The 23452-nt window shown below is 32.1% G+C and carries 25 protein-coding genes and 1 pseudogene; 5 read left to right on the top strand and 21 right to left on the bottom strand.

Translation table 11 applies throughout. The features are described from left to right. Positions 1-98: 98 nt before the first annotated feature. The 8 genes and pseudogenes from KGF86_RS01870 to KGF86_RS01835 all read right to left on the bottom strand — a co-directional run. Positions 99-1133, bottom strand: a pseudogene (locus tag KGF86_RS01870) (protein prkA); the annotation flags it as partial. Between the two features lie 109 nt (positions 1134-1242). Further along, positions 1243-1521, bottom strand: a complete 279-nt coding sequence (locus tag KGF86_RS01865) for a hypothetical protein (RefSeq protein WP_211740993.1) — start codon at positions 1519-1521, stop codon at positions 1243-1245. A 100-nt stretch (positions 1522-1621) separates the two neighbouring features. After that, the gene (locus tag KGF86_RS01860) at positions 1622-1846 is read right to left on the bottom strand and encodes a hypothetical protein (RefSeq protein ID WP_211740992.1); all 225 of its coding nucleotides are present in this window, start codon (positions 1844-1846) and stop codon (positions 1622-1624) included. A gap of 1 nt (position 1847) precedes the next feature. Beyond that, positions 1848-2072, bottom strand: a complete 225-nt coding sequence (locus KGF86_RS01855; RefSeq protein ID WP_211740991.1) for a hypothetical protein — start codon at positions 2070-2072, stop codon at positions 1848-1850. A 445-nt stretch (positions 2073-2517) separates the two neighbouring features. Next, complete coding sequence (locus tag KGF86_RS01850) at positions 2518-2820, bottom strand: DUF960 family protein (protein ID WP_211740990.1); 303 nt, start codon at positions 2818-2820, stop codon at positions 2518-2520. A 92-nt stretch (positions 2821-2912) separates the two neighbouring features. Next, positions 2913-3245 (bottom strand): hypothetical protein, encoded by a 333-nt coding sequence (locus KGF86_RS01845; protein ID WP_211740989.1) that lies wholly within the window; start codon positions 3243-3245, stop codon positions 2913-2915. Positions 3246-3963: 718 nt separating this feature from the next. Further along, entirely contained in the window at positions 3964-4287 is a 324-nt protein-coding gene (locus tag KGF86_RS01840) for a hypothetical protein (RefSeq protein WP_211740988.1), read from the bottom strand. A 194-nt stretch (positions 4288-4481) separates the two neighbouring features. After that, complete coding sequence (locus tag KGF86_RS01835) at positions 4482-4715, bottom strand: hypothetical protein (RefSeq protein ID WP_211740987.1); 234 nt, start codon at positions 4713-4715, stop codon at positions 4482-4484. A gap of 404 nt (positions 4716-5119) precedes the next feature. Here KGF86_RS01835 and KGF86_RS01830 point away from each other — a divergent pair, with 404 nt between their 5' ends. Both KGF86_RS01830 and KGF86_RS01825 read left to right on the top strand, forming a co-directional pair. After that, positions 5120-5542 (top strand): very short patch repair endonuclease, encoded by a 423-nt coding sequence (locus KGF86_RS01830; RefSeq protein ID WP_211740986.1) that lies wholly within the window; start codon positions 5120-5122, stop codon positions 5540-5542. A 189-nt stretch (positions 5543-5731) separates the two neighbouring features. Beyond that, positions 5732-6745 carry an ATP-binding protein gene (locus KGF86_RS01825; protein ID WP_211740985.1) on the top strand — a complete coding sequence of 338 codons (1014 nt, stop codon included), beginning with the start codon at positions 5732-5734 and terminating at the stop codon, positions 6743-6745. Positions 6746-6810: 65 nt separating this feature from the next. Here KGF86_RS01825 and drmB read toward each other — a convergent pair whose 3' ends face one another. From drmB to KGF86_RS01805, 4 genes are read right to left on the bottom strand one after another with little or no spacing between them, the layout of a single operon-like run. Next, positions 6811-8712, bottom strand: coding sequence for a DUF1998 domain-containing protein (gene drmB / locus KGF86_RS01820; protein ID WP_211740984.1), 1902 nt, complete (start codon positions 8710-8712; stop codon positions 6811-6813). Next, on the bottom strand, positions 8709-12233 hold the full coding sequence (locus KGF86_RS01815; RefSeq protein WP_211740983.1) for a helicase-related protein: 3525 nt from the start codon (positions 12231-12233) through the stop codon (positions 8709-8711). The genes drmB and KGF86_RS01815 overlap by 4 nt, the downstream gene beginning before the upstream one ends. Positions 12234-12251: 18 nt before the next feature. Then, the gene (locus KGF86_RS01810; protein WP_211740982.1) at positions 12252-13775 is read right to left on the bottom strand and encodes a DISARM anti-phage system protein DrmE domain-containing protein; all 1524 of its coding nucleotides are present in this window, start codon (positions 13773-13775) and stop codon (positions 12252-12254) included. A gap of 5 nt (positions 13776-13780) precedes the next feature. Next, the gene (locus KGF86_RS01805) at positions 13781-14761 is read right to left on the bottom strand and encodes a hypothetical protein (protein WP_211740981.1); all 981 of its coding nucleotides are present in this window, start codon (positions 14759-14761) and stop codon (positions 13781-13783) included. A gap of 327 nt (positions 14762-15088) precedes the next feature. Between KGF86_RS01805 and KGF86_RS01800 the strand changes: the two genes are divergently transcribed. Then, entirely contained in the window at positions 15089-15412 is a 324-nt protein-coding gene (locus KGF86_RS01800) for a hypothetical protein (RefSeq protein WP_211740980.1), read from the top strand. A 290-nt stretch (positions 15413-15702) separates the two neighbouring features. On the opposite strand, the gene KGF86_RS01795 is transcribed toward KGF86_RS01800, so the two are convergent. Continuing rightward, positions 15703-15900, bottom strand: coding sequence for a hypothetical protein (locus tag KGF86_RS01795; protein WP_211740979.1), 198 nt, complete (start codon positions 15898-15900; stop codon positions 15703-15705). 322 nt (positions 15901-16222) lie between these two features. Between KGF86_RS01795 and KGF86_RS01790 the strand changes: the two genes are divergently transcribed. After that, positions 16223-16627, top strand: coding sequence for a hypothetical protein (locus tag KGF86_RS01790; RefSeq protein WP_211740978.1), 405 nt, complete (start codon positions 16223-16225; stop codon positions 16625-16627). A gap of 337 nt (positions 16628-16964) precedes the next feature. Here KGF86_RS01790 and KGF86_RS01785 read toward each other — a convergent pair whose 3' ends face one another. From KGF86_RS01785 to KGF86_RS01760, 6 genes are all read right to left on the bottom strand, one after another. Next, complete coding sequence (locus KGF86_RS01785; RefSeq protein WP_211740977.1) at positions 16965-17201, bottom strand: hypothetical protein; 237 nt, start codon at positions 17199-17201, stop codon at positions 16965-16967. Between the two features lie 90 nt (positions 17202-17291). Continuing rightward, positions 17292-17657: a hypothetical protein gene (locus KGF86_RS01780; RefSeq protein ID WP_211740976.1), complete on the bottom strand. Its 366-nt coding sequence runs from the start codon at positions 17655-17657 to the stop codon at positions 17292-17294. A 109-nt stretch (positions 17658-17766) separates the two neighbouring features. Then, positions 17767-18324 carry a hypothetical protein gene (locus KGF86_RS01775; RefSeq protein WP_211740975.1) on the bottom strand — a complete coding sequence of 186 codons (558 nt, stop codon included), beginning with the start codon at positions 18322-18324 and terminating at the stop codon, positions 17767-17769. Positions 18325-18346: 22 nt separating this feature from the next. Then, complete coding sequence (locus KGF86_RS01770) at positions 18347-19909, bottom strand: hypothetical protein (RefSeq protein WP_211740974.1); 1563 nt, start codon at positions 19907-19909, stop codon at positions 18347-18349. 137 nt (positions 19910-20046) lie between these two features. Further along, positions 20047-20346 (bottom strand): hypothetical protein, encoded by a 300-nt coding sequence (locus tag KGF86_RS01765; protein WP_211740973.1) that lies wholly within the window; start codon positions 20344-20346, stop codon positions 20047-20049. Between the two features lie 598 nt (positions 20347-20944). After that, complete coding sequence (locus tag KGF86_RS01760; RefSeq protein ID WP_211740972.1) at positions 20945-21094, bottom strand: hypothetical protein; 150 nt, start codon at positions 21092-21094, stop codon at positions 20945-20947. 160 nt (positions 21095-21254) lie between these two features. Between KGF86_RS01760 and KGF86_RS01755 the strand changes: the two genes are divergently transcribed. Next, positions 21255-21437, top strand: coding sequence for a hypothetical protein (locus tag KGF86_RS01755; RefSeq protein ID WP_211740971.1), 183 nt, complete (start codon positions 21255-21257; stop codon positions 21435-21437). Between the two features lie 40 nt (positions 21438-21477). Here the strand turns inward: KGF86_RS01755 and KGF86_RS01750 are convergent, their stop codons facing one another. Then, positions 21478-22578: a DNA cytosine methyltransferase gene (locus tag KGF86_RS01750; protein ID WP_211740970.1), complete on the bottom strand. Its 1101-nt coding sequence runs from the start codon at positions 22576-22578 to the stop codon at positions 21478-21480. Between the two features lie 94 nt (positions 22579-22672). Further along, positions 22673-23452 (bottom strand): hypothetical protein, encoded by a 780-nt coding sequence (locus tag KGF86_RS01745; protein ID WP_211740969.1) that lies wholly within the window; start codon positions 23450-23452, stop codon positions 22673-22675.

Below are 23452 nucleotides of genomic sequence, written 5' to 3'. Positions count from 1 at the left end.
TTGTCGCATATTATTGCATTCTATTTTAAAAAATGGTTTACAAAAAGGTAACAAGACTAGCCCGTTTGCAAGTCTTGTTACCTTTCTCCATTGTATGACTATCGGTTTAACAAGCTTCCCACATAGCGTAAAAGCTCATTAGCAGAAACAGAATTATAGCCATATTCATCTATTAATCTAGCAATTACTTCATTAATTTTCTTCAACTGTGATTCATCCGGTGTCTTGGACGATGTCGTTATTTTGACAACATCCTTTAAATCAGCAAACAATTTCTTTTGAATGGCTTCGCGTAATCGTTCGTGTGAATTGTAATCAAATCGTTTTCCTTTTCGTGCAAAAGCAGAAATTCGGATTAAAATTTCTTCACGGAAGGAGCGCTTTGCATTTTCTGAAATACCAATTTGCTCCTCAATAGAACGCATCAGCTTTTCATCTGGATTCATTTCTTCTCCGGTTAATGGATCACGAAGTTTATTTTTATTACAATATGCCTCCACATTATCTAAATAATTATTCATTAACGATTTAGCCGATTCTTCATACGAATACACAAATGCCTTTTGAACTTCCTTCTTCGCAATTTCATCATATTCTCTTCTAGCTACCGAAATATAATTCATATATTTCTCTTTATCTTCATCTGAAATAGATGGATGTTGATCGAGGCCTTCTTTTAAAGAGCGTAGTACATCCAGCGCATTGATTGAAGGCACTTCTTTTCGTATGATAGCAGAAGATATTCGGTTTATCACATAACGAGGGTCAATCCCTTCCATCCCCTCCGTAGGGAATTCCTTCTTAAGCTCCTCTACATCTAGCTGATTAAAGCCTTCCACATTCTCACCATCATATAATCGCATTTTCTTGAGTAAATCCATCCCTTGTTTCTTGGATTCTTTTAATCTCGTTAAAACCGAGAAAATAGCCGCTACTCGTAAAGCATGTGGAGCGATGTGGACATGTGCCATATCACTTTGATTAATCATTTTTTCATAGATTCGTTCTTCTTCACTAACCCGTAAATTATACGGGATTGGCATCACAATAATTCTTGAATGCAGTGCTTCATTCTTCTTATTGGAAATAAAGGAACGATATTCCGATTCATTCGTATGCGCTACAATAAGCTCACCCATAGTATCCTGATATCTACTAAAATATAAAAATAGGTATATATGAGACCATTTTATCCAATTGTCAATACTTTTATCAATAAAAACCATAAAAAATACCACTAGATTATTCTCCAGTGGCTTGAAGTCTTTTCTGTTTCATTAATAATACTTTAGCAATAAGTGAGTGGATATCTTCGTCTGTTTCTTTGACTTCACGGGAAGGTTTCATTACTGTGATTGTTCCACATTTACCTTCTATCTCTTTTATCTTTACAGGTGGCAGTTCTTCAATATGTTCTTCTTTAGGATTGTATTCAACCTGCACAACAACCCCTCCCCTTGAAGACAATATATGTCCTTGGGGAGTGGGACTTTCCTGTAATCTTTCCGTAACTTGTAGCATATACATTCCTCCATTTTGGAGGACTATGTACTGCTATAATTAGTATTCTGATGATATGTTCTGATTAGTGACTTCTTGCACAGTAGTCCTTTGATTTTTGTTACTTTGAAATCTGTTTTAAAATTTCAATTCCTTTTGGAATATCCACTTTAATATCTCCATTAGGTAATGTAGTTACAATTTCAGGTTGAAAAACATAATAATAGAAATTATTAAAATCTCCACCTAACTTTTCAGATACTTCATATATGAGTTCTTGATACTCCCTCATTCTCCTAAACTTCATTCCTATTTCTTTCATTACTTTTTCTTTTTTTGTTTCCACTTTAAATTACCTCCTTGATACTAAAATTAGTGATCATTGGAAATAATTTGCAAAATGTTTCAGTATTCTCTTTAGTTATTTTAACTCGATTACCTCTTAAAATGTTAATTTCATTTAATACCTTTTGTTCCTCAAAAATATTATTAACAACACCAGAACAATTGTGAAACTTACCACCTGATATAAATTGAAAATACATTGTTTTTGGATACTTGTTAGTTGACATAAAAAATCTCCTCCTAAATATGTTTTTATAAAGAGACACATCAACAAATAAAACACTCTCTAGAAAAGTGTAGTATTCTCCTATAAGGTTGAAGTGTATCTTTTAACATAAATAGAAAGAGATCTGTATTCAAAAGTATAATAATCAAAGTATAAAAAGCAGATATAAAAAATCTAAAAAGTATATAAAATAATATATTGTTATGATATCACGAAATAATTTGCATGTAAAGCACCATTTTTACCGTTTTGTTAAATCTTTAACTACATTCAACTTTGTACCATTATCATATGGTTGGCTATACAAAATTTTTCCGCAGGATAAACACTGTACGTCACATATTCTGTTATATGATAATTTATCCTTTGTATTCTTTGGGTAATCTTCAACACGAATTACATCAAGTATTCCACCACATTCACAAATCATATTAATAACCCCATTCCTAATATTCTTCAGCCAACATTACTGTAATACATTTCCCATCATCAATAATAAAAACCTTACCAGAAAACTTATTATTTGTATTTGTGAGCATAAGTTTCTTTTGATATAGTGGTTCTTCTTGCGAATGATCTATATAAGTAGTTCTTCCGCCTTTTGATAAAGAAATATTAAATACCTGTAAATAATCGACGTGAACTCCCTTTTTCATTTCCATAATGGAGTCCATCATACCTTTTATAATTTCGGGCATTATTTTACTTTTTACTCTTTTTGTTATAAAAACCTCTTTAGGCTCAAACATTTCAATCACTCCATAACCGCATTTGTTACTTTACTACTAATATCCGTTTATCTACGAAATAAACACTAAGGTATTTTTGTAGATAAATAAATTTAAACAACCTTCAATAAATAATCTGGTTCCACGGCAACGTCTGAATGTAAATCCTGACGAATTATTGACCATTCGAGGTTATACTTTCTGCAAATGTTTGAGAAACTCTTAAGGTTCTTCAAACTATCTATTTCTTCAATATCATACACTAACACTCTGCTAAACGTAGTACGATCAATAAATTTTAATAAGAAATCCAGCATGCCAATATCATCAAGTAAAAAACAATCAATTTTCTTTTCATCAAACTCTGCCCAATCAACTAACATATCAGTTATGTAAGGATAGTCACCAAAATTCGTACATATACCCAAGTATTTCAAAATAGACATATTTATTCGCCCCCACATTCTTTACTTGTACATAATAATAACGCGAATCTAATCATCTACAAGTATTTAGTTTGCCAGAGCCTAATAGCAATTACAGTCAATTGTTTGATCATTAAAACCTAGAATTGTGGATTTTAATAATTTTTATAGAATTCTCCATATCTCTTCAAATTCGATTGTATTATTTTATTTTGACCAAAATGAATTAAGTGTCGTTGAAAATCTCTCGTTTACTTATTTATTCATTTTTTTCATATGACAAGTATATTAAACTACCTCTTTTAGGTATTTTTTTCATGGTCTAAATATGTTCGATTTCACTTATAAATGATTTTTTTCATGAATTTTTTCTATTAATTTCAATGTTTTTTGGTATTTTGTTTATTACCAATCTTTCACTTCTATGTGCGTTCTAACTGCAATAACTCTATTTTATGGTGTTCATTTCTATTCACTAATCAGATCTATAATGGGTAAAAACAATTATAATTCATTATTAATCGTTATAATGAATTAATTCATTAATATTATTTATATTGATTATAATAATTATATTTATTACTAGTGATTAATATTGAATAAAACATTTCCCACATTTAACCAACTTATAAACTTGCAATAGATAGCAATAAAGAACCTCTTTTTGCAGAATGCCTTTATAGTTAGAATAGCAGGTAAAACGGAAAAGAGACCTATCAGGGTCTCTAAAATTCTTTATTTAATCTTCAAATCTAGTAAGAACTATGTAATCCCCACAAGATTTACAGTCTATTCTTAACTCAGAAATTTTAACTTCTGCTTCTGTATTATAATTAATTTCATCCTCAAGATAGGTTTCTACCTCTTCTTTCGTTTTTGCTTTTGCTAGGTGATCTATAAATTCTGAATATGCGCTTAGTCTTACTTCTTTTTCAAAAGCAGTCTCAAAAACAGTTAAATTATTCCCGTTAATTTTTGGAATAACATACGCATGATTTCCAACTGTTTCTGGAGTTAATTCGGCTTTGTTTCCACATTGCTCACATTCAATTGTAACTTTCATACCCTTCCCCACCTTAAAGTAATATTTATTAAATTATACCATTATTTGTAACCTTCAGAGTGCCGGCAAAGAATTTATTAAATACATTTCTCTGACTTTTGCGCTAACAATTTAATAACACACAGCCATCCATAATATTTATAACAGAATAATAAATTATGAGCGTTCCCGATATAACTTTTACTAGTGGATTTTTATTTATAAATGTTATTGAACTTAAAATGAGTATTACCTTCCTCGTCAACCCACTTATTTAATTTATTATCTTTTTCTTTCATTACAGCACGTAATTCATTTATAGTATGAAGCCACCCTTTCGCAGCAATAAAAAATAATACAAAAGTAAAAACGGAAAGCAAAACATCATTTGTAATTTGATAAAAAATAATTCCTGCAATTGGACTTATTGTAACATTGAAGGAAACCATTGAAATGAAATCCAGAAAACTTTCTCTCTTCCTAGTTAGGGTTTTATCAGTTTTAGAAATAATTTTAAATATTATGCTAATGTATATGTGAAAGATAATTCCTGAGGAATAATATATTCCCGTTATGAACTTAATATAGCCTATAAAAGTCATGTCTAACACTAAAACATACACGGGAAAAAAAATAAGCAATGACATTAAGACCAAAATACTAAACATAAAAATTAAAACACCAATGAACGGAAAGTTATTATTTATTCGGCTTATATAATTCATTTTATCCCTTCTTTTTTCTCATAATAAGATTGGAATACATTTAGTTTAACGTATATTCCATTATTAAACAGGTCCAAAAACGTTTAACCATTATCATGGGAATCAAGTAAGATTTTAGGAGACTTTTTATGACTGATAACCTTACAGTGGAACAAAGAAGAAAAAACATGCAGGCTATAAAATCAAAGTCAAAACTAGAAGATAGGGTTGCAAAGGCACTATGGAATAGAGGAATTAGATATAGAAGAAATGATAAATCCTTGGCCGGAAAACCAGATATTTCAATAAAGAAATACAAAATAGTAATATTTATCGATTCTTGCTTTTGGCATTGTTGTCCAATTCATGGAAATTTACCTAAAAGTAATATTGAGTATTGGGAAAAAAAACTTAACAGGAATAAAGAACGGGACGAAGAAATTAGTTCTTTTTATATTAAAAATAATTGGTATATTCTTAGGATATGGGAACATGAGATTAAGCAGAACTTTGACTTAACGATCGAAAAAGTTATTAGTACCGTAAATAGAGCAAAAATAAATCGAATCTAAGGCTGTTTTGTTATATTACAAATTGATATGATAAATAGGTTGGGGCTGGTATAGTGCCTAAAAGAAGAACACACAAAAATCCCCAGAGGAAACCGTTGCACCTTTTGCTAAACGCCTGCACAGTTTACGACTTTAAAATTTATAAAAGAAGTCAAGAAGTGTTCATTTTGATAGGAGGCATGATCTTAAATGCAAGAAATTAATATTAGGAAACTGAATAAAGAAAAAATGTTTGGATATTGTGACACGATAGAGGAATACATAGAGGATGGGGAAACTAGTTTTTTGTTAAACTTCAAAAATACTAATTTCTTCGAGCCCTTTGCTATGGTATATTTTTTAGCATTTGTGCATCGGTTGAGAGAATCGGGTATTACTTTTGAGTATGAAAGAAGTATAATGACAAATGCATGTGATTATGCTGACTTTATGGGGTTCTTTGACACTTTAGAAGGCTCAATATCAAGATCATCTGACTTAGAGTATGATGGTAGAACATACATTAGAATACACTCTTTAACTAAAAAGGAAATTCGTGAATATGAATTTGAAAATGGTATTGATATGGCTGATGCTGTAACACATTTTGCCTCTCAAATGGCACAATTTCTTTTACACAATAGGAACTCAAATGCAAAAACACAGGAAGTTCTAACCTATTCACTAAGAGAAATTTTTAGAAATGTACTTGAACATAGTACTGCCAATGAAATATGGTGTTCAGGTCAGTATTGGCAAAGAAATAACACCGTTGAGGTGGTCATTCTTGATAATGGCGTAGGTATTAAAAATACTATTACTAAAAACATTCATCTTCGAGAGCATATTAATAATGATCTACAAGCAATTAAGTATGCAATGTTACCCGGGCTTTCTGGTGTTGCTTTTGAAAGAAAAGGGACAACCGCACCGGATTATGGATATCCCGACAATTCAGGTTATGGTCTTTATGTTACAAGTGAAATATGTAGTAATCACGGTGAATTCTTAATAGCCTCTGGAGAAAGTTATTTACGTATAACTCCCGAAGTTAGAAGGAAGCGAAGTATTAATCATCGCGGAACAGCAATTTCATTAAAATTAAACCTTGAAAATATTAATGAAGTGAGCATTACAGACATTGTTAGAAAAGGGGAAGAAATAGCAGCAAATTCTCCTTTCCGTGCAAACAAAAGAGCATCTGTTTTATCAAAACGATTATAAAACCTTAATGAGTAATCAAAAATGTTCGGTACTAAATAATAGTAGCCGAACATTTTTCGTAAATTCTAATCGATATTAAAAAAACCTAACTTTGGGTCAATTAACAAAGTTCTATCTAAAAATAAATTACCTAATTCGCATGAGGTTTCAGGTAGATACGAACAACTATGGCATGCAGCACCATTAAGATTGTTAACACCTTGACCTGAGGATTTTCCAATTTCCGAACAAACAGGGTCAGAACTGCACCAGCGTGCTTTATCAATTGCTTTATAGACCACCGGGAAGAAATTTTCTTGTCTCCCCATTCTTACTAGACCACCAAACGTACCATCTATATCACCTGAAGACGTATAGATTAATATTCCGCATTGCTCTTCATTTAGATATAGCCGTTCACGGATAGAAGCAGAATTATATCCGCATGTTAAAGCCAACTCATCAATAATAATGTGTGACAGTGTATGAAGCAGAACATTTCTTGGCTTTAAAATGTCCTCATCAACATTTGTACTTCTTTTCTCAGCACGGGTAAGCAACTTATTAAAATAATGCTGGACATCATCTCTTTGCTCCCATGACTGCAGTTTTTCAAAATTAACAGTAAAGAAAATACCTTCTCCATATACCTTATAAGCCGGCAACCAGTTATTTTCAGGTAAGTTTGGGTCTTTAAATAATAAATGTTTACCTTTAGAAATTTGGTTTTTTGCAACCTCATCATCATTGGTTGTTAGTCTATTAAATCCAGTTAAAACAATTGTCTCTTTTAATTTTGTTACTCTATTTATCATGCTAAAGAAAGTATTTATATCTTCATGATTTACTTCATTACAGGTCCATTCTTTCTTTACTTTTAGATTTTTTGTATCAATTTCTTGGGTTAGTGTTTCAAATTCCTTCTTTCTTAATTCCTTTTCAGCATTCCTAGTACTCACCTTTTCAGGAGTTTCCTCTTCTTCTATCCCTCCCTCAATATACAAAATAGCAAGTTCAATATCTGACTCATTGTACTCTTGTATTTCAGGCGGGCATAACTTTTTCACTGTCTTAATTTTCCCATCCATATTATCGGTCATTTCCAGCCAAGATGAGGTAACCCCATTTTTTTCAAACATATCTATAAGTTTTTCAACTTCCGGATTTTCCCCCGGTAAATGAATTGCACTTATCGTATTTGGATAATACACATTTATAGAATTTTTTAAAACTGCAATTGGATAAGAAGAGCAACTTTCCTTATCATTTTCAGAACCGTACCATGGTTTATGGCCGGGACATTGGTATAACTTTTTTTCATTTTTGTTTAACATTTTACTTAATTCACTTACTCTATCCTCATCCAATTCAGAGGTATTTCTTCTGGACATTATTCCTTTAAGGGATCTTTCTTTATTACAAGAGCACTTAACTTTAAGGGAATCGAGAGTTGCTCCACCTGTTGAAAGAAGTTTCATTTGCCCATCGCAAGAAGTATTTTCATCTCCGTGAACCCACTCTCTCCACGGGAAATCAGATATGTGTCCTTGGCTACAAACCATTACAAATGGGACCTGAATCATCTTCATTTGTTTTTTACATTCTTTACAATCTAACCAACTAGTCCTCGATGACATTGAAGTTTTATGCAATGTTTTACATTTTGGACAATAGTGCCAAGTAGGAAAACGTAATAATGGGATATACAGATCGGTATTCGTTTGAGTTATCGCTCCACCAGCATTCTTGTATTGATAACTTGGTCTAAAGTCTGGAGGCATTAGTAATTGTTTTACCTTTAATAGTGATCTTAATCTAGGTTCTTGTATTTCATATTCATCAAAAGTTTCAATACGATATTCATTTTTGTCATGATACCATTTATCAAGGGCACCAATCATTGCTGATTCCCCTTCAGGGCTAATAACAAGAGCACCAGGTCCAAATGTTGTCACAAGTTGTCCTCTTCTTAAAGGTAAATCTTTCATGAAAACAAAGCCTCCCAACCACTTTCACTTTCGCTATTCTCATCGTTACTAGAGTTATATATTGTCGCAATAAGACCCCTACACTCCGAATCTACATTCCTCATTGAATTAATCATTGACTCTGCATTTACTTTTAATGCATGAGGAATAGTTGTACCTGCCGAATACATATAACCATTTACCTTTGGGTCTACTCTCCATGCTGTATAATTTCCCTTTTCAAGCCGTTTCAATATCTCCATAAACCTGCTTTTTAATTCTTCAACTTGCTCTGGATCAACAAGTTCTGCTCTTTCTATTAAACGATTATAAAACGGGACAATTTTTTTATTTAGGTTCTTCTGAATTTCTTTCCAATCAGGTACTCTAGCAATATCATCATTTAATGCTTGTCTCAAGAATCCAATCACAACCGCATGTAAACCTCTATCTAAACATGAATCAGAAAAGGGAGTAACACTTGTAGGTTCTACTTGAGCATATAATTTTTGATGGTATTCCCTAAAATGTTCAAAATGGGATTTATCTCTTGATTTTGTATTTGAATATAAAGTAAATATTAATCCCGGTCTCTCCCACCAGCGACGTCCAACACGACCACTAACCTGAATATATTGCGCTGTCATTTTTGGTTGTCCTACTATTGCCATTACCGATAAACGATCTATATCTACTCCAACCTCAATAATGTTAGATGCAAGACATAAATCAATAGTAGAATTCATATCTTTTTGATTTTTATTTGGTCTATATTCTAGTTTCAAATCATCAATAGTCTTTGAGATTTCATGACTTTGCTTTCTAGATGTTAATTCAAGAACATTATTTATATACCTTATATCCTTTTGAAGTCCCTTTCTCATTGCCATTGAATTTGAATATTGAGGTATGTCTGTTTGAGTTAATGTCAGACCTCCACCTAATTCCCGTAAAGTATTATAGAATGAAAGTAAGGTCCAGTATGGATCTCTATCCTGTTCATTAATTTCAGCCGTCGATTGAAGAATAGATGAAAATGCCATAACTTGAGACATCATAATACGAACAGTTGTAGTATATACGCCCACATATTTCCGCCCCGGCATTGGCATGCCTGTTTCCTTATTAATTGCTGGGGTTGCAAAGAATGAATCTTCGTTTTCAAGGCCCGGACTAGGAAACAACCTTGAATTTTCCCTTCCAAATAAAGCAAGGGCTTGTTCCTCAAATTGTTTAATTGTTGCTGTCGCTGCAATTATTTTTGGTTTGACTACTTTTCCATCGACATTTTTCAAACATAATTCTTCAATTAATGTCTCAAAAAGACCTGTTAGCGTTCCAAGTGGCCCAGATATTAAATGCAACTCATCTTGCACTATTAACGATGGAGGACTAATAAACCTATCTCCATTTGAATCTATTCCAAATAACGCCCTAGCCTTCGGTTGCCAAACTAATTGGACAAACTTATCAACTGTTCCAATTAAGAAAGTAGGTCGTTTCTCATATATAGTTTCATCTACAATATAAATTGGTAATTCTTCATGAAAGTGGCAATTTTTATCTGGACAATGAATCACTAATTTATCATTGTTAGTTTTGTATCCGAAATAGTACTTTTTTTTGCTTCCTTTTTCATCATAATAGCCCAAATTTGCCCCACACCATGGGCAACTATTAACAATAAACTGTTGCGCATTTTTCTCATTTTTTTGAAGTTTATTTAGTGCAGTTTTTGCTGCCTTATTACTATTTGGAGTTGTATTTGAACCCACCCAAATTCCAATTGAAAACGGTATATCTCCTAATTTTGAATTATTTTTTATTCTTAGGTATTCTAAAGCGCAAATAAGCCTAGATGATCTTTGGAACTGGTCAGCAGTTAGAAGTCTAAGTGTGTATCGCATCATAACGTCTACACCAGCATCTATTTTATTTTTCAAGCGTCTTAGAATCATTTGAAAGGCTGCAACACCTAAGTACGCTTCCGTTTTACCTCCGCCAGTTGGAAACCAAATTAAATCAACAATTTCTCTTGAATCACACTTTTCGTCAACTAATGACTCAATTGACATTAATATAAAAGCAATCTGGAATGCTCTCCAAGTATTATCAGCATTCTGAAGTTTAATTTCATCATTAACACTTTCTTTAAAAGATCTATTAAAAATAATCTGTTTATCCTCAACACGACCAAAACGTCTATCTTTACCATTAACTTGCTGAAGAAGTATTGCAGTATTCGCTAAACGAAATGCTTCTAAAATTTGTGGGTCCTTAAGCAATTTTAGACCCTTTTCCATTCTACCCAGACTCTCTCTACATAGTTCTAAATGCTTTTCAGCAACCGGTTGTAATAACTCGGGGACTTCCTCAACCTTTGTTGATTTTAATTTTATCCATTCCCTATATCCTTCAATTAAAGGCTTTAGGATTTTTTCAGGAGGTTCATTACTAGAAAGACCAGCAAGATCACTCATTTTAATTTCCAGTTCGACCTTTTTACCATCTTGATTGACAGAAACGTTTGGAGTCATACTTAATGCTTCATATTCAGGCATAAAAGTGGTCGCCAATTGCTGAACGTTCTTGGAATTTTGATCCCAGTCTGCAGCGCATCCATGACCAAAAGCAAATACTCCCTCGTTTCTATAAAGAAGTTCAGTGGAAGCCTCCTCGTCACTCAACAACTTTTTCATTTCATACTGTTTGGGATAAACAGAAAATGAGTACTTGTCTGGCGTACTAATAGTCATTGTTGCTTGAAACAATATTAATTGTTGTCTATTAAACTTTGGAACCGAAGAACGGTTTGTAACACTTATGGTGATAATATATTTATCCTTAACTTCACGAAGACGAGCCTGAAATTGAAAATGATAATGGGAGATTTTCTCTCCTTTTTTATTTTTCATTTCAATTTGCTTTTCCATTTGTCTGTTGGTAATAAGTTCACTTAAAGGTAAATCCCATATTCCTTCTACAGTCTCCCTTAGCCACCATTGAATACTATTACTCTCATTCTTAACTTTCACATTGTGTGGTGTATATGTCCCACCTTCTAATTTAATCTTTAATTCAGGAAGATCTTTATTAACACAAAATGTTAGCCCCATAGTTGAAGGCATAAAGTCATTTTTTTGAGGGAATAATTCTACTTCACCATCGTCTTCAGTCGTTTCTATGCCTTCTTTACGCTCAAACATTTTATCGATTTTATCGTCTTCTTGTATTTCACTAGGTTCTTCACCAATTGGAGTTTCAAGGGCAACTTCCTCACTTTCATTTGTACCTAATGGAAACAAATGGCCGCTGACATATCTTTGAGTCGGTGTTTCTCTTTGTAGAATCTCCTCTTTAATTCCACCAACTTCCCAATAATAAGGTTTGTACAATTCGTCTTTTGAATCAAATATCGTAGTACCAATAGGGTTAAATTTTATATAGTGATCTCTAATTTGACCGGGTCCAATTATTTCTTCTTTGACATTATCCATTACTTTTTGACGATTAATTAGCGATTTATCTAATGTGATAGCCATACCAATTACCCTCCCCTTTTAATCTATATTCATTGGCTTCATAAGGTTATATGGTGCAATTAAATGTCTTGAACGATCTATTGATACAATTCTTTCAATATTAAAAGAAGCCCCATTAAACTCCCTTGACATAAATGTGTAGTACCCTTTTTCTTGTAATTCTTTCAAGATGTCATTGGATAGTTCACTCATTAATTTATCAGATATTATCCTCCCAGCCTTCCTATGGGCAAGTTGAATTTTTTTCATAGTTTCATAAGTATCCCTTATCTTATCCTCATCATACTTTAATGCCTTTAAAATCTTAGGAAGTTCTGTTGGACAAATTGAATCTTCATTACACCATGACCTTAATGATGCCATGGAAGCAGTGCTAATATGATATTTATTTAACAATATTTCACTTACTTTTCTTATTCCTTTTCTCTCTACGTTAAAACGCAACTTATTCTTCCATTCACTTTGAAGAAGACGGTATTTCTCAGCACTTTTCTTAAGAACATCATGGTCAGCAACTTCTGCAATTAATTTGGTATCTCTATCATTTCTAATTACAATATAGTCGTCTTCTTCAACGTCTTTAAAATTAAGTTGTTTTATAAAGTTTCCTTTTTCATTAGGTGAATAAACACGTACTTTGGAATCCTTTGGTGCAAATAAGAAACGTTCATTTTCCAAATAAACTATAGACGCTTCAACAGCATCTTGAGAGTTTACTTCTAATGTATTTTTCTGTTCCTCAAGGAACTTGCTTACTGCAGTATCTAACAAATCTGCTTGTTCTATAGTAATGTTACTTTTCTTTTGTATTGGCTCTCCAAAAGAAACATTATCGAATATTGTACTGTGTACACCTTTATTATCTATATCCTCAAATATTCTGTTGGGGCTTATTGAATTAGTAAAAATATCATAGGAAATAAAAGTCACAATCTTACCTTTAAAAGTATTTTTAACATACTCACCGAAATACGAAGGATTACCGATATAAACAACTTCGTCAAAGATTTCTATATCTTTCCTAAAACTGTTTTCAGTAAAATAACTTACCTTTAAGAATGATTTCAACTCATTTTGAATTAACAATCTTTCCTCAATTGTCATTGCCCTTTTTGAAACAATTGCTACCTTTAAGCCGGCTTCCGCCTTGCTATTAATATAATTACATAAGTATTCATACAAGTTATTATTTGTACCCTCTATCACTTGCTTATACGTTTTTGCTATTGTAATTACAACCTTTGTGAATAGTTCAGGATAACTCTTTTTAATCTGAATAAATTTTGAAAGTATTTGATCATCAGTATCCTTGCTAATTACCTTATTATAAGGAAGTAAACTACCTGCTATTTTAAAAAACGCTTTCTTTAGCAAATTCAGAACTTCTATCAAATGGTCATCATTCTCATATCTATTTTGTATTTCTAATCTTAACTGTTCTATACTATTGGCAAATGGCAATAAATCAGTACTTTCTATATGCTTAAACAGAACAGTCCTATCTCTCAAACTATATAGGTCCAATAAATTATTAAAATTCATAAACATTACCTCCAAGCAAGGAACTCAACCCCAAGAGGTATTTGAGTATCAGTGGATTTCAAATAGTTTATTATTTCCTCAGTAACTACTTTATGATCATCTTGCAATAACTCTCTTTTTAATTCTTCCTTCACCTCATGTAGTCTATTTTCATGATCAGTTCTGCTTGATAAAATAATTTTAGGGTTTGTAGTAAAATGCTTATCTTGTTTAATAAAACTATACAAGTCCGAATAAATTACTGGGACTTCCTTATTTACATCTACATCAATTTTTTTCATCTGTGATGAAAAAAGTTTTCCGTTTGTGTAACTATTGCTGTTATCAAAATAGAGGAAGTCTTTAATTGTTCCCTTAACACCCTCATAAATAAAAATGTCTTTACTCATATTTTCATTAATTTGTCCAATATTACCTACTAAGTAAAAAGAGTCCCCGGGATAAAACTCTACCTTATTTAATTGGCCAGATGTATAGAGGACTCTTAATAACCTACTATTGTCCAAACCAACTTTTTGCTTTTTACTTACCTTTCGTGTTCGTTTAATTTCATCAAATTCTTCATCTAAAAGAATAACTCTGTCAATCCAATACCTTTCTGGAATACCTCTATCCATCTTTCCGTCTTTAATCTTCAGTATCATTTCATTTTCAAAAACTGGACTAGGTTCTACTGAAATAACAGAAGCCTTTCTTGCAGATTGATCGTCCTTATAAATAATTCGACTTCCTTTTTCTAAATTCATTACTGCTTTTCTAATAGACCTCATTTGTTTGGTTTTGGAGTATGTCTTGTCTGCAATTCCCATTGCGATAAATAATGAAAAAAACTGTTCACTAGGAAGAGATAGTATGAGGTTAATAGATTTTTTATACTTAATTCCATGGTCATTTATATAAGCACCCAATTCAAATGCAAAATTAATCCAATCAGGTATATCTAAGGGGCCCCTTTTACTAAGAACTTTTAAATTCTTAATGGTCATTCTATTCACCACTTTCATAACCCAAGTCGTTCATTATCTTATACTAGTAATTTTATCACATTAGTCGACAAATAAATTTGCTCTTTTCCAATTTTATTCCTTTTTCAGTATATTATTTAGTCCAAAAGACACAATGCAAAAATAATGGTCTGACAACAACTTCCTTTTATAGAAGGTCAAGAGATTGTGAGAACTAACTGACGGCGCTGTTAGTATAGAAGTGTTACACAGATTTATTTTCAAAAAACCTTTTATGTGATGAACATCATCTCTTTTTTTTCCATGATGGTGTAATTTGGTAAGTAGTACAATAAAGGGGGAATATGGTTGTTTAAACTTAATGAAGAAGTAAAAGTGAATTATCCAGATGAATTATTGAAAAATATGCATATAGAAGGGGTAATGATTTCACCATATGATACCATGATAGGTGTAACTGCTTTATCACAACAAATCAATCAAGATCATGTATTACGGCTATATTCCCTTGTGTTAAATGAGGACGGCTTCTTTGAAGTGATTTACGAATTACAAGCCTTCTCCATGCAGACCAAAGAGGATATCAGGATCTTTTTAGAAAAACTGCCTGCAATGAGCGCGATTGAACTAATGATGATTATGAACCCGATACCACAAATAGCAAGCCATTAAGAAACGTCAGTTACTTTTCTAACTTCGTGAAATGATACACTATAAGAAATGTGTGCTAATGTTTATTATCCACCAAATGAATAAACCGAAAATACATGCAAGTTTTTATTCATTTCTTGCGTATCTTCGGCTTTTTCATTTTAAATCAGACTGCGTTTACAGTGCTCTTTTTATTGTCAAATACAGACAAAGGGAACGTGATCACGCTCCCTTTAGTAAATATTTCCTTAAATACGCTGCCTATCCCCCCGCGATTTATGAACAATTATTATATGTACCCGGTATAGGAGTCAGATTAAATTAATGTAGTAATCCTTTTTAACAAGTTCATATTCCTCAAAAGTGAGAACAGTTGCGTCATCTTCAAAACCCAATTCATCATAGAATCTGATAATAATGTAATCGTTACAGATTAATACCTTAACATCTACTGCAGATTTATACATTTTATTTACCTCAATCAAATTCTTTATACTCATTTTCTCCATTATCTCCCCTCCTTTTTTGAACTGTCTTAGGATTTGCCTGCTATCATGGAAAGGTAAGTTATACGAATCTAGTTACACATTTATATTCCATTTCCTTTTTAATTTGGACAATATATGATAATAAAAAAAGGGGAGAGATTGCTGTGTGAATATTCAATTCAATATTAACTGTTATATTATTTGTGGTAATAATTGGAAATTTTGATATAATTGTTAATAAATTAGGGGAAATTCGAAACTGTATACAGGTCACGTTGAAGTATTTGTTCTTATGACACGGAAATTTCATTAAATTAGAATTGGGGTAAATATCGATATGAAAATGTCAAAAGTGATTAAGCCACTAGTACCGGTAGCAACGTTAGTTCTTGGTCTTGGATATGTTGTAAAAAAGGGGAAATTTCCTGTGAAATTATCTAGAGCGGTTTCTGACATAGCCCAAGTTGCTTCTGATGCTACAATTAATGAAGAAAAGTCTTTTGGCGGACTCAAGCAAAGTGAGTTAAATGAGATAGCCTCAAATACATTTAGAGGTGTGAAAGCAGTAATTGATGGTGACACATTGGAGTATTGGTTTAAGTCTGCTTCTGGCAAAAAAACTTCAACGGCAAGAATTGGATTGGATTCGGCAGGAGAGTTAGTATTTACTTTTCTTTCGTATAGAGATGCTAACTCACCATATTCTTTTATCAAAAATTTGAGGGATGCAATGAATAAAGACAATTAGAATTTTTAAGATTGATTATTTGATTGAATTTATGTCCTGTGAAATACACTCGGTAGCGCCGAATGCATTTCATTGTAGTTTGACTTCTAAGTGAAGAGTTTCACTTAAACAAATGGGAGTGTAGTGGAAAATTAAAGCCTAATATCTCGCTTAAAATACGAAGGAATTAGGCCTTTTTGTCTTTCTATATCCTAATCGTTGTAAATGTAGTTTCTTGAAATTTTCCCATTGGTAATCAAGTTGGCGATAAGTAGTAAATCCTGTGGCAATCAATTGTAAAAAAGATGAAGGGAGTGGTACAATCTCCATGGCTCTAATCAGTGTGCTACTCTACACTTTAATATACTACAAACTTTTTAATATATTTTTCAAATGAACTAAGCCTTCCCCATAATAAATCGTCCTTTTGAAACTCCGAATATAACTCCTCATTATTAAAGATATTAAACATCATTTCTTCAACCTGTTCTGGATCAGCAATTTCCAATTGTATTTGCTTATATAAATGCATAAAGGCCAGTCTTACCGCAAAAACAGTTGGAATGTTATGTTTTAAATATAAATCTACAATCATAGTAACACTTCCTCCATGAAGTTATTTAATAAAGTTATCATAACGTATGTTGAAGTTATTTAGAGCCCCATATAAATAAAAAGCAGGGAATTAATTCCCCTGCTCATTAAAATAATTAGGATCTAACTTTTTTGCTAATTTCATGCACCTTTGCAGTTCATGATTATCTACTAAATATTCTCCGACTATATAATACAGATTTCCCATAAATTCCTCATATGAGTGGAAAATTTTATTATAAACCGAAATTCCAAGGTTGTCTTTTTTCCCTTTTGCTGAATCCTTTTTGAAAATATAAACAAAGTACATCCATTTGCCCTTGTCCTTATCTTTATCTCTCTTTAATACTCTTTCAAAACGGGTTAAAATAATATTATGATCCGCGCTGTAATACTCCACAAATGCTGGTTCAAATTCGTCTTTCTTAACGAAACTAAATAATTCCTCTGCTTTCATGAGTGTCCTCCCCTATCTAAATCTTTTTTACATGAGTACAATTAAATATAGAGGAGACAATACCTGTTTTAAAAAAAGAATAGATGTAATAATCTACTCTTGATCAATTTTAGATTGGTGTTATTAACCAACCCTTACCAAATGGGTCAATAATACCATTATTTTTATTTCTGGTTTTCTGTTTTGTTTCTGCTTGTTCCCCAATCTCCTTAATTCTTCTTTGTTCTTCCTTTTCCCATTGTCTAAACTTTTCAAAGTTTTTTGTGGCTTTATCTATTGCAGATTGAGTCTTATTAAAGGTGTGATACTCTTGGAAAAAATCCTTTTCTAAATAAGGTAAAAAAACTGAGCATGTTACAGTGAAATTTTGTTTGCCCCTGGTTGACTGATTTAGATATGCAACAAGTTTGCTTTTGTTTGCTTCTAATAATCTAAAGTACACTCCATGCGCTTTTTTCCTAAAGATAAGATGTAATTCATATCCGTTAACATTCTTTGTAAAAATAGGATATCCCTTCAATAGTATTGTAAGCAGTTCAGTCTCACCTGCTAGGTTTAAATCAGAGTGACTTTCACCATATTTGGCTAGTATCCTTTTCTTACCCACCTTACTAATATAATTTATTATAAATTGATATTTAACATATGTATCTTTTATATTTTCCATTTAATCTCCCCTTTCAATTAAACTAATATGGTAGTTCGTCTTCATTTACATCTAGAACTATTGGTTTTTCAATGAATTGATAAAAGAATGAGGGATTTGAAAACATATAATCTAATGAATCATAATTATGATTTAATGCTCTAGTGTTTTTATCCCAATCTCTTAAAACCTCAACAATCATTTCGTAATAAAAATCATCATTATTTCCCTCCAAATAAGTTAGTAGTTTACTTTTTTCTTCAGAAGAAATAACAAAGGCATTTAATTTCTCTTTTATCTCTTCTAATCGGGATTTTCTAGTTAAATCATTATAATAATCTCTCGAAGCAGCCATACCGGCATCCTTTTTGGCTTGGCGTTCTTTTTCTATTTTTAGTTTTTCTTCTTCTTGTGCGGCCTTTGCTTGTCCATACTTCCAATTACCAACTATACTTTTTGCTTGTTCTAAACTGGGATTTAATAATGTTTCCTTAAAATAACTTTTGGGTTTTCCTATTGGATAGCCTTCTTGCTTGAGGTACTTTACAATTCTAATAGATTCCTCAATTTCTGAAACAGAAAGATTAGTTACATACTCCCTAATGAAATTGTCTAAAGCAGATTTTCCCTTTCCGAAAAAGAAAACCAACTCTTCCTTTAAACAAGAAATCAATTTTGTTTTTTTCTTGGTATCTGTTAGAGATCTTTCTGTTTCTGAAGAGGTATTTTCGAATTCCTCATCATCTAAATTATAGATTTTATTTTGATTGTTATTGTTTAGTTTATTATTCTCTTTCACCTCGCAAGAATCTTCATGCGAATCGCTATATCCTTCTTGCGACTCGCATGTGCCTTCACACGAGTCGCAAGACGGCTTACCTAATAAAAAGTTCAATAAACTATCTTTGTTATTGATTTCTTCAACACATTTACATTTATCCTTCTTGCAATTGTTGGTACATTCAATAGTAGGAACATTATTGCCATTTCTTAAAACAGAATATAGGGCCTCCAAAAAATTTGCGATCTGTTTTAAAGTGCTTTCATATCTGTCAAAGAAATCTACATCCCCTCCAATACCTCTAACTATTCTTACGGAACCGTCTGACAATACTTTTTCTCTTATATGGGTTGGAATTTTTTCAATTTTTCCAGTGGAGAATTTACCGATTATTTCTTCCATTGTTTTGATTGGCTTTGTAAATTTAGGGGCTTGTTTTTCTGAAGTTGATGCTTGTCTTACCCTTTTAACAACTCTCAGCAAATGTTCTAATGTAGGAATTTCTTGCAGAACCAAGATGTTAACAAAATCAGTTACAGAATAACGGTTAGTTGTTTGTGTTTTCACACCACTCCTATACGTGATAAAACTTAATAAAAATAAAAATTGAATACTTGCTGTGATTGAAGCATCGTCTAATCTTGACTGCATTCTAATTCTTTTATATCCGTTCCAACTTTCGGTATTTTGATTTCCTTGTGTTCTTTTAAGTACTTCGTATAGTCTGTATGGTGCATTTGGTAAGCAATATCCCCAACCAGAGTCGAAAATATCCTCCATACCTGCTAAACCTTTATTTGCTAAATACACAATATATTTTTTCATTTTATCTCCTCCTTCTAAGTATTAGAGAAAGAGGCTGTAGATGATGCTATGTAGAATTAGTATAATTAGTTATGATATTTTCTCCATTAAGTCATTAGTCACACTTTTATGCTTGCAATGCTGTGCTGATTATCTAATTAGCAATCATTTATAATCAACTCCACCTGACTGAATTGGGCCGGAACTTCATTAGTACCTTTATTTTTAATTAATTCCCAACCTATTTTCATATAAGCCATTTTCTTCTTTTCTGAAGTGGTCTTAATAAACTCAAACTCTCCATTAACTACCTTTCTTAAATAGTAATATCTTTGACCGTCATATTGACCCACCCCAATAAAATCTACTAGACCTAAATCTTCTAAAAGGCCACTCATTCCAAAAACCTTTTTGCTTTCAATATATTTTCCATTTTCTTTAACACCATAATGTTTCATATATAGCCTCCTTCCCTACGGTCTATGAACCATGCACTTTATTGAATCTCCTTTTCTCTTGAAAAGTTCTTGAAACTTTGTTTTAATTTTTAGGGAGGAGAAACCTTCCCTAAATGGCTTAATTAAGAATTGCTTTAACAACTTCTACAAGATCATCAACTTGCTTGTATGTAAGGTTATGGTTAAAAACACGGTTAATTTTTACAAAAATTTCCCCGTCTTGTTCACCTGCATATCCACTTGTTACTAAATCTCAGTTTCCGCTTTTCCAAACAATAATTCTGTCATATCCTCACTTCTTAATATTCTTTTTAATTGTGTAATAATTTTTAACTTAATACTATATATCACTCTCCATTTCTCTTCTATTTATTTTTCCTTTGACCACAAAAGAACTAAGGTTCTTGTTTTCTATTTGTAAATATCCTTAATTATTTGCCTATATTCCGTCTTGAAAACTTCTTGTTATATCAATTAACTTTTAAGGAGCAGTTATCTGCTCCTTAAAAGTAAGTAAGATAAAACGAAAATAATATATTTGTATGCATTCAGTGCAACCACTTGTACTATTAAACTTCGAAGGACCAATTCCTTGTCTTTATTTATAATATTTTATTTTTAATAGTTTTTTCTGCTTTTCAATTTCCGCCGCATTGGCTGATAATCTAGCGATCTCCTGGAGAACATACTCTTTTTGCTTTTCAAACTCTTTGCCTGAGAAAGGCAAATCAGGAATTACCCGTACCATTTCCTCACCTCGTACTTAACAAATTACAATCAATTAATATCGATCTTATTTCAATATTACCGCGTATAAAAAAACCATTAAAGCATTGAAAGACATAACTGTAAAAACGAACGAAAGCCTTGATACTTATAAAAGTAAATGCCTGAAGAGGTACATATATTTGAAAAAGGTTTTAATATTTATAAAATTATTGTTAAAAATAAAAAGTAATAAGGAAATGGCAGTGAGGGAGTTGATAATCTTTCATTTAGTTGATTATCAAATTGTTGTAGTTATTAGGACTGATTTGGCACTATCAGTTGATTTAAGGCGTTTAATAGATGAAAACCCTGAATTGAATTAATTTTGCTCTATGTAAAAGAAAAGAGACCCTAAAGCGGGTCTCACGCAGTTATTACTTCTTTTTGTTCATCTTTTTTATATACATTTTCTAATGTTTTGATTAAATTCGTTGCTACACGTTTAATGACAGGGACACTTACAGCATTACCTGCTTGTTTATACACATGAGAGTTTGCCATTCCCTCCGGAATTTTATAATCGTCATCCACCGGGAACCCTTGAAATCGAAGAGCCTCTTTAGGAGTAAGTTTTCTTATTCCCCAATCGTCAATTATCAGTGGCACATTGTGCCCTCCAGTTCCCATATTGGCTGTTAAAGTAGGACAAACATTAGACTGATTTTCCCGTACATATACCCTTCTTAATTGATAAACAGTATCCCTTTTTGTCATCGCCTCTGTTAGCATGTTGTAATACTGACTATCAGCAGTATAGTAATATTTATCATCTTGCTTCTTATCACGGTCTAAAATATCATCAATAGTTTTAGTAAGTGGAATTTTTTCAGGCCATACGAAATCTTTTAATGCCTCTTCTTCTCTAAATCCTACAATGAATATTCTCTCCCTATTTTGCGGAATGTTTCCATATTCCATAGTATTAAACACTCTACTATCGAAATAATAACCACTTTCTCGTAACATTTCCTCAACAACCTTAAAAGTATTACCCTTATCGTGTCCTTTAAGGTTTTTTACATTTTCAAGGAAGAAAGCCTTTGGTTTCTTAGCACGGATAAAGCGAATAACATCAAAGAATAGAGTTCCTCTTGGATCTATCGCTTCAGTGTGTCCTCCACATTCTGGACAAAACGCTCCATTTATATATTCCTCATAACTCACCATATGTTTATGACCACAGGAATGACATTGATAACTCATACCATGTCGATTTCCTGCTACACTGAATGCAACACATGGCCAGCCTGCTGTTAATATATCGATATCTGGCATATCATTTCCATCTAAATTTCTTATATCATCTTCTATTAGAGTATGTTCAAAATTCTCACTATAAGTGATACATGCATTTTTATCAATCTCGTTCGCCCAAATTATTTCTGCACCTGCTTGTTCAAAACCTTTATCGATTCCACCAACACCTGCAAAAAGGGAGCCAACTGTAAATTTATTATTTACCATAGTATACCTCCGAACATTAGTTCTGTGTTCGCAACTAATATACTATATTGTATCATAGTTTGTCCAAATTTGCGGCCCTAAAAATTAACCAATATCATAGAATAGATTTTAACTCTTTAATTAGGTCGGAAATAAAAATCATGTCTCCGGATTGAATGTAATAGTTGTTGGCGTCTATCCTTGTTGTATATAAATAGGAATCCTTTTCTATAATAGCCTTTTGTTGAATTGCTTGTTTAACTAGAGCAATAGGTATATAAGCAATATCAAAGTTGCATGAGGATTTTTGAAACTCCTCTTCTAATACCTTTTTATCTATATAATCGTTTTTATATAGCCACTTTTGTTTTAGATTTGATACTATGTTTGTGTCCACACGGACAAATAAAAAGTCAGTGTAGGTTGCACTACCTTTTTTTAAGTTAGGTAAATATTGTGCATTTTCATTCCAATCCTTAGTTTCCAGTAACAATAGATTCCCTTTTGTTTTAGTTGTTTTTACACCGATTTTTCTATTTTCAAAAGTAAAGTCATAACTATCCCATTCTCCTTCTCCCATAATTGTTAGGTCTGGATATGGTAATTGGATTCCATTGTCTTTAAAATATTGATAAACAGCAAATTCTCCTAGTTTTCCAATGAATGTATCACAAAATACCTGCACCTTTTTTCGTTTCTCAGTTCCACCAGATCTATAAACCCTATGGTGTCCTTCTGCTGAGAAACTCATATTGTATGCGAAAGCAAAACTTGATAATGCATATTCATATTTTATTTTCCCTAAACTTTTAAAAGGATAAGTATTTGTAAAATTGTATATTTTTTTATTCTCATTATCTGTATATGATTTTAAAAAAGTAAAATGATAAGCCAT

The organism is Ornithinibacillus massiliensis (assembly GCF_018310345.1).
GTDB classification, from domain to species: Bacteria; Bacillota; Bacilli; order Bacillales; family Amphibacillaceae; genus Ornithinibacillus; species Ornithinibacillus massiliensis.
Note: the sequence above shows the minus strand (reverse complement) of the source record. Positions and strands in the feature narration are given on the sequence as shown.

Coding starts and splice junctions, on each gene's coding strand:
- KGF86_RS01780 (WP_211740976.1), bottom strand. CDS start 17,657: ATGAAAGCAGAGGAATTATTTAGTTTCGTTAAGAAAGACGAATTTGAA.
- KGF86_RS01750 (WP_211740970.1), bottom strand. CDS start 22,578: ATGGTAAATAATAAATTTACAGTTGGCTCCCTTTTTGCAGGTGTTGGT.
- KGF86_RS01790 (WP_211740978.1), top strand. CDS start 16,223: ATGTCAAAAGTGATTAAGCCACTAGTACCGGTAGCAACGTTAGTTCTT.
- KGF86_RS01775 (WP_211740975.1), bottom strand. CDS start 18,324: ATGGAAAATATAAAAGATACATATGTTAAATATCAATTTATAATAAAT.
- KGF86_RS01745 (WP_211740969.1), bottom strand. CDS start 23,452: ATGGCTTATCATTTTACTTTTTTAAAATCATATACAGATAATGAGAAT.
- KGF86_RS01830 (WP_211740986.1), top strand. CDS start 5,120: ATGACTGATAACCTTACAGTGGAACAAAGAAGAAAAAACATGCAGGCT.
- KGF86_RS01760 (WP_211740972.1), bottom strand. CDS start 21,094: ATGGTACGGGTAATTCCTGATTTGCCTTTCTCAGGCAAAGAGTTTGAA.
- KGF86_RS01845 (WP_211740989.1), bottom strand. CDS start 3,245: ATGTCTATTTTGAAATACTTGGGTATATGTACGAATTTTGGTGACTAT.
- drmB (WP_211740984.1), bottom strand. CDS start 8,712: ATGAAAGATTTACCTTTAAGAAGAGGACAACTTGTGACAACATTTGGA.
- KGF86_RS01850 (WP_211740990.1), bottom strand. CDS start 2,820: ATGTTTGAGCCTAAAGAGGTTTTTATAACAAAAAGAGTAAAAAGTAAA.
- KGF86_RS01765 (WP_211740973.1), bottom strand. CDS start 20,346: ATGAAACATTATGGTGTTAAAGAAAATGGAAAATATATTGAAAGCAAA.
- KGF86_RS01770 (WP_211740974.1), bottom strand. CDS start 19,909: ATGAAAAAATATATTGTGTATTTAGCAAATAAAGGTTTAGCAGGTATG.
- KGF86_RS01805 (WP_211740981.1), bottom strand. CDS start 14,761: ATGACCATTAAGAATTTAAAAGTTCTTAGTAAAAGGGGCCCCTTAGAT.
- KGF86_RS01810 (WP_211740982.1), bottom strand. CDS start 13,775: ATGAATTTTAATAATTTATTGGACCTATATAGTTTGAGAGATAGGACT.
- KGF86_RS01855 (WP_211740991.1), bottom strand. CDS start 2,072: ATGTCAACTAACAAGTATCCAAAAACAATGTATTTTCAATTTATATCA.
- KGF86_RS01815 (WP_211740983.1), bottom strand. CDS start 12,233: ATGGCTATCACATTAGATAAATCGCTAATTAATCGTCAAAAAGTAATG.
- KGF86_RS01865 (WP_211740993.1), bottom strand. CDS start 1,521: ATGCTACAAGTTACGGAAAGATTACAGGAAAGTCCCACTCCCCAAGGA.
- KGF86_RS01785 (WP_211740977.1), bottom strand. CDS start 17,201: ATGATTGTAGATTTATATTTAAAACATAACATTCCAACTGTTTTTGCG.
- KGF86_RS01835 (WP_211740987.1), bottom strand. CDS start 4,715: ATGGTTTCCTTCAATGTTACAATAAGTCCAATTGCAGGAATTATTTTT.
- KGF86_RS01840 (WP_211740988.1), bottom strand. CDS start 4,287: ATGAAAGTTACAATTGAATGTGAGCAATGTGGAAACAAAGCCGAATTA.
- KGF86_RS01825 (WP_211740985.1), top strand. CDS start 5,732: ATGCAAGAAATTAATATTAGGAAACTGAATAAAGAAAAAATGTTTGGA.
- KGF86_RS01795 (WP_211740979.1), bottom strand. CDS start 15,900: ATGGAGAAAATGAGTATAAAGAATTTGATTGAGGTAAATAAAATGTAT.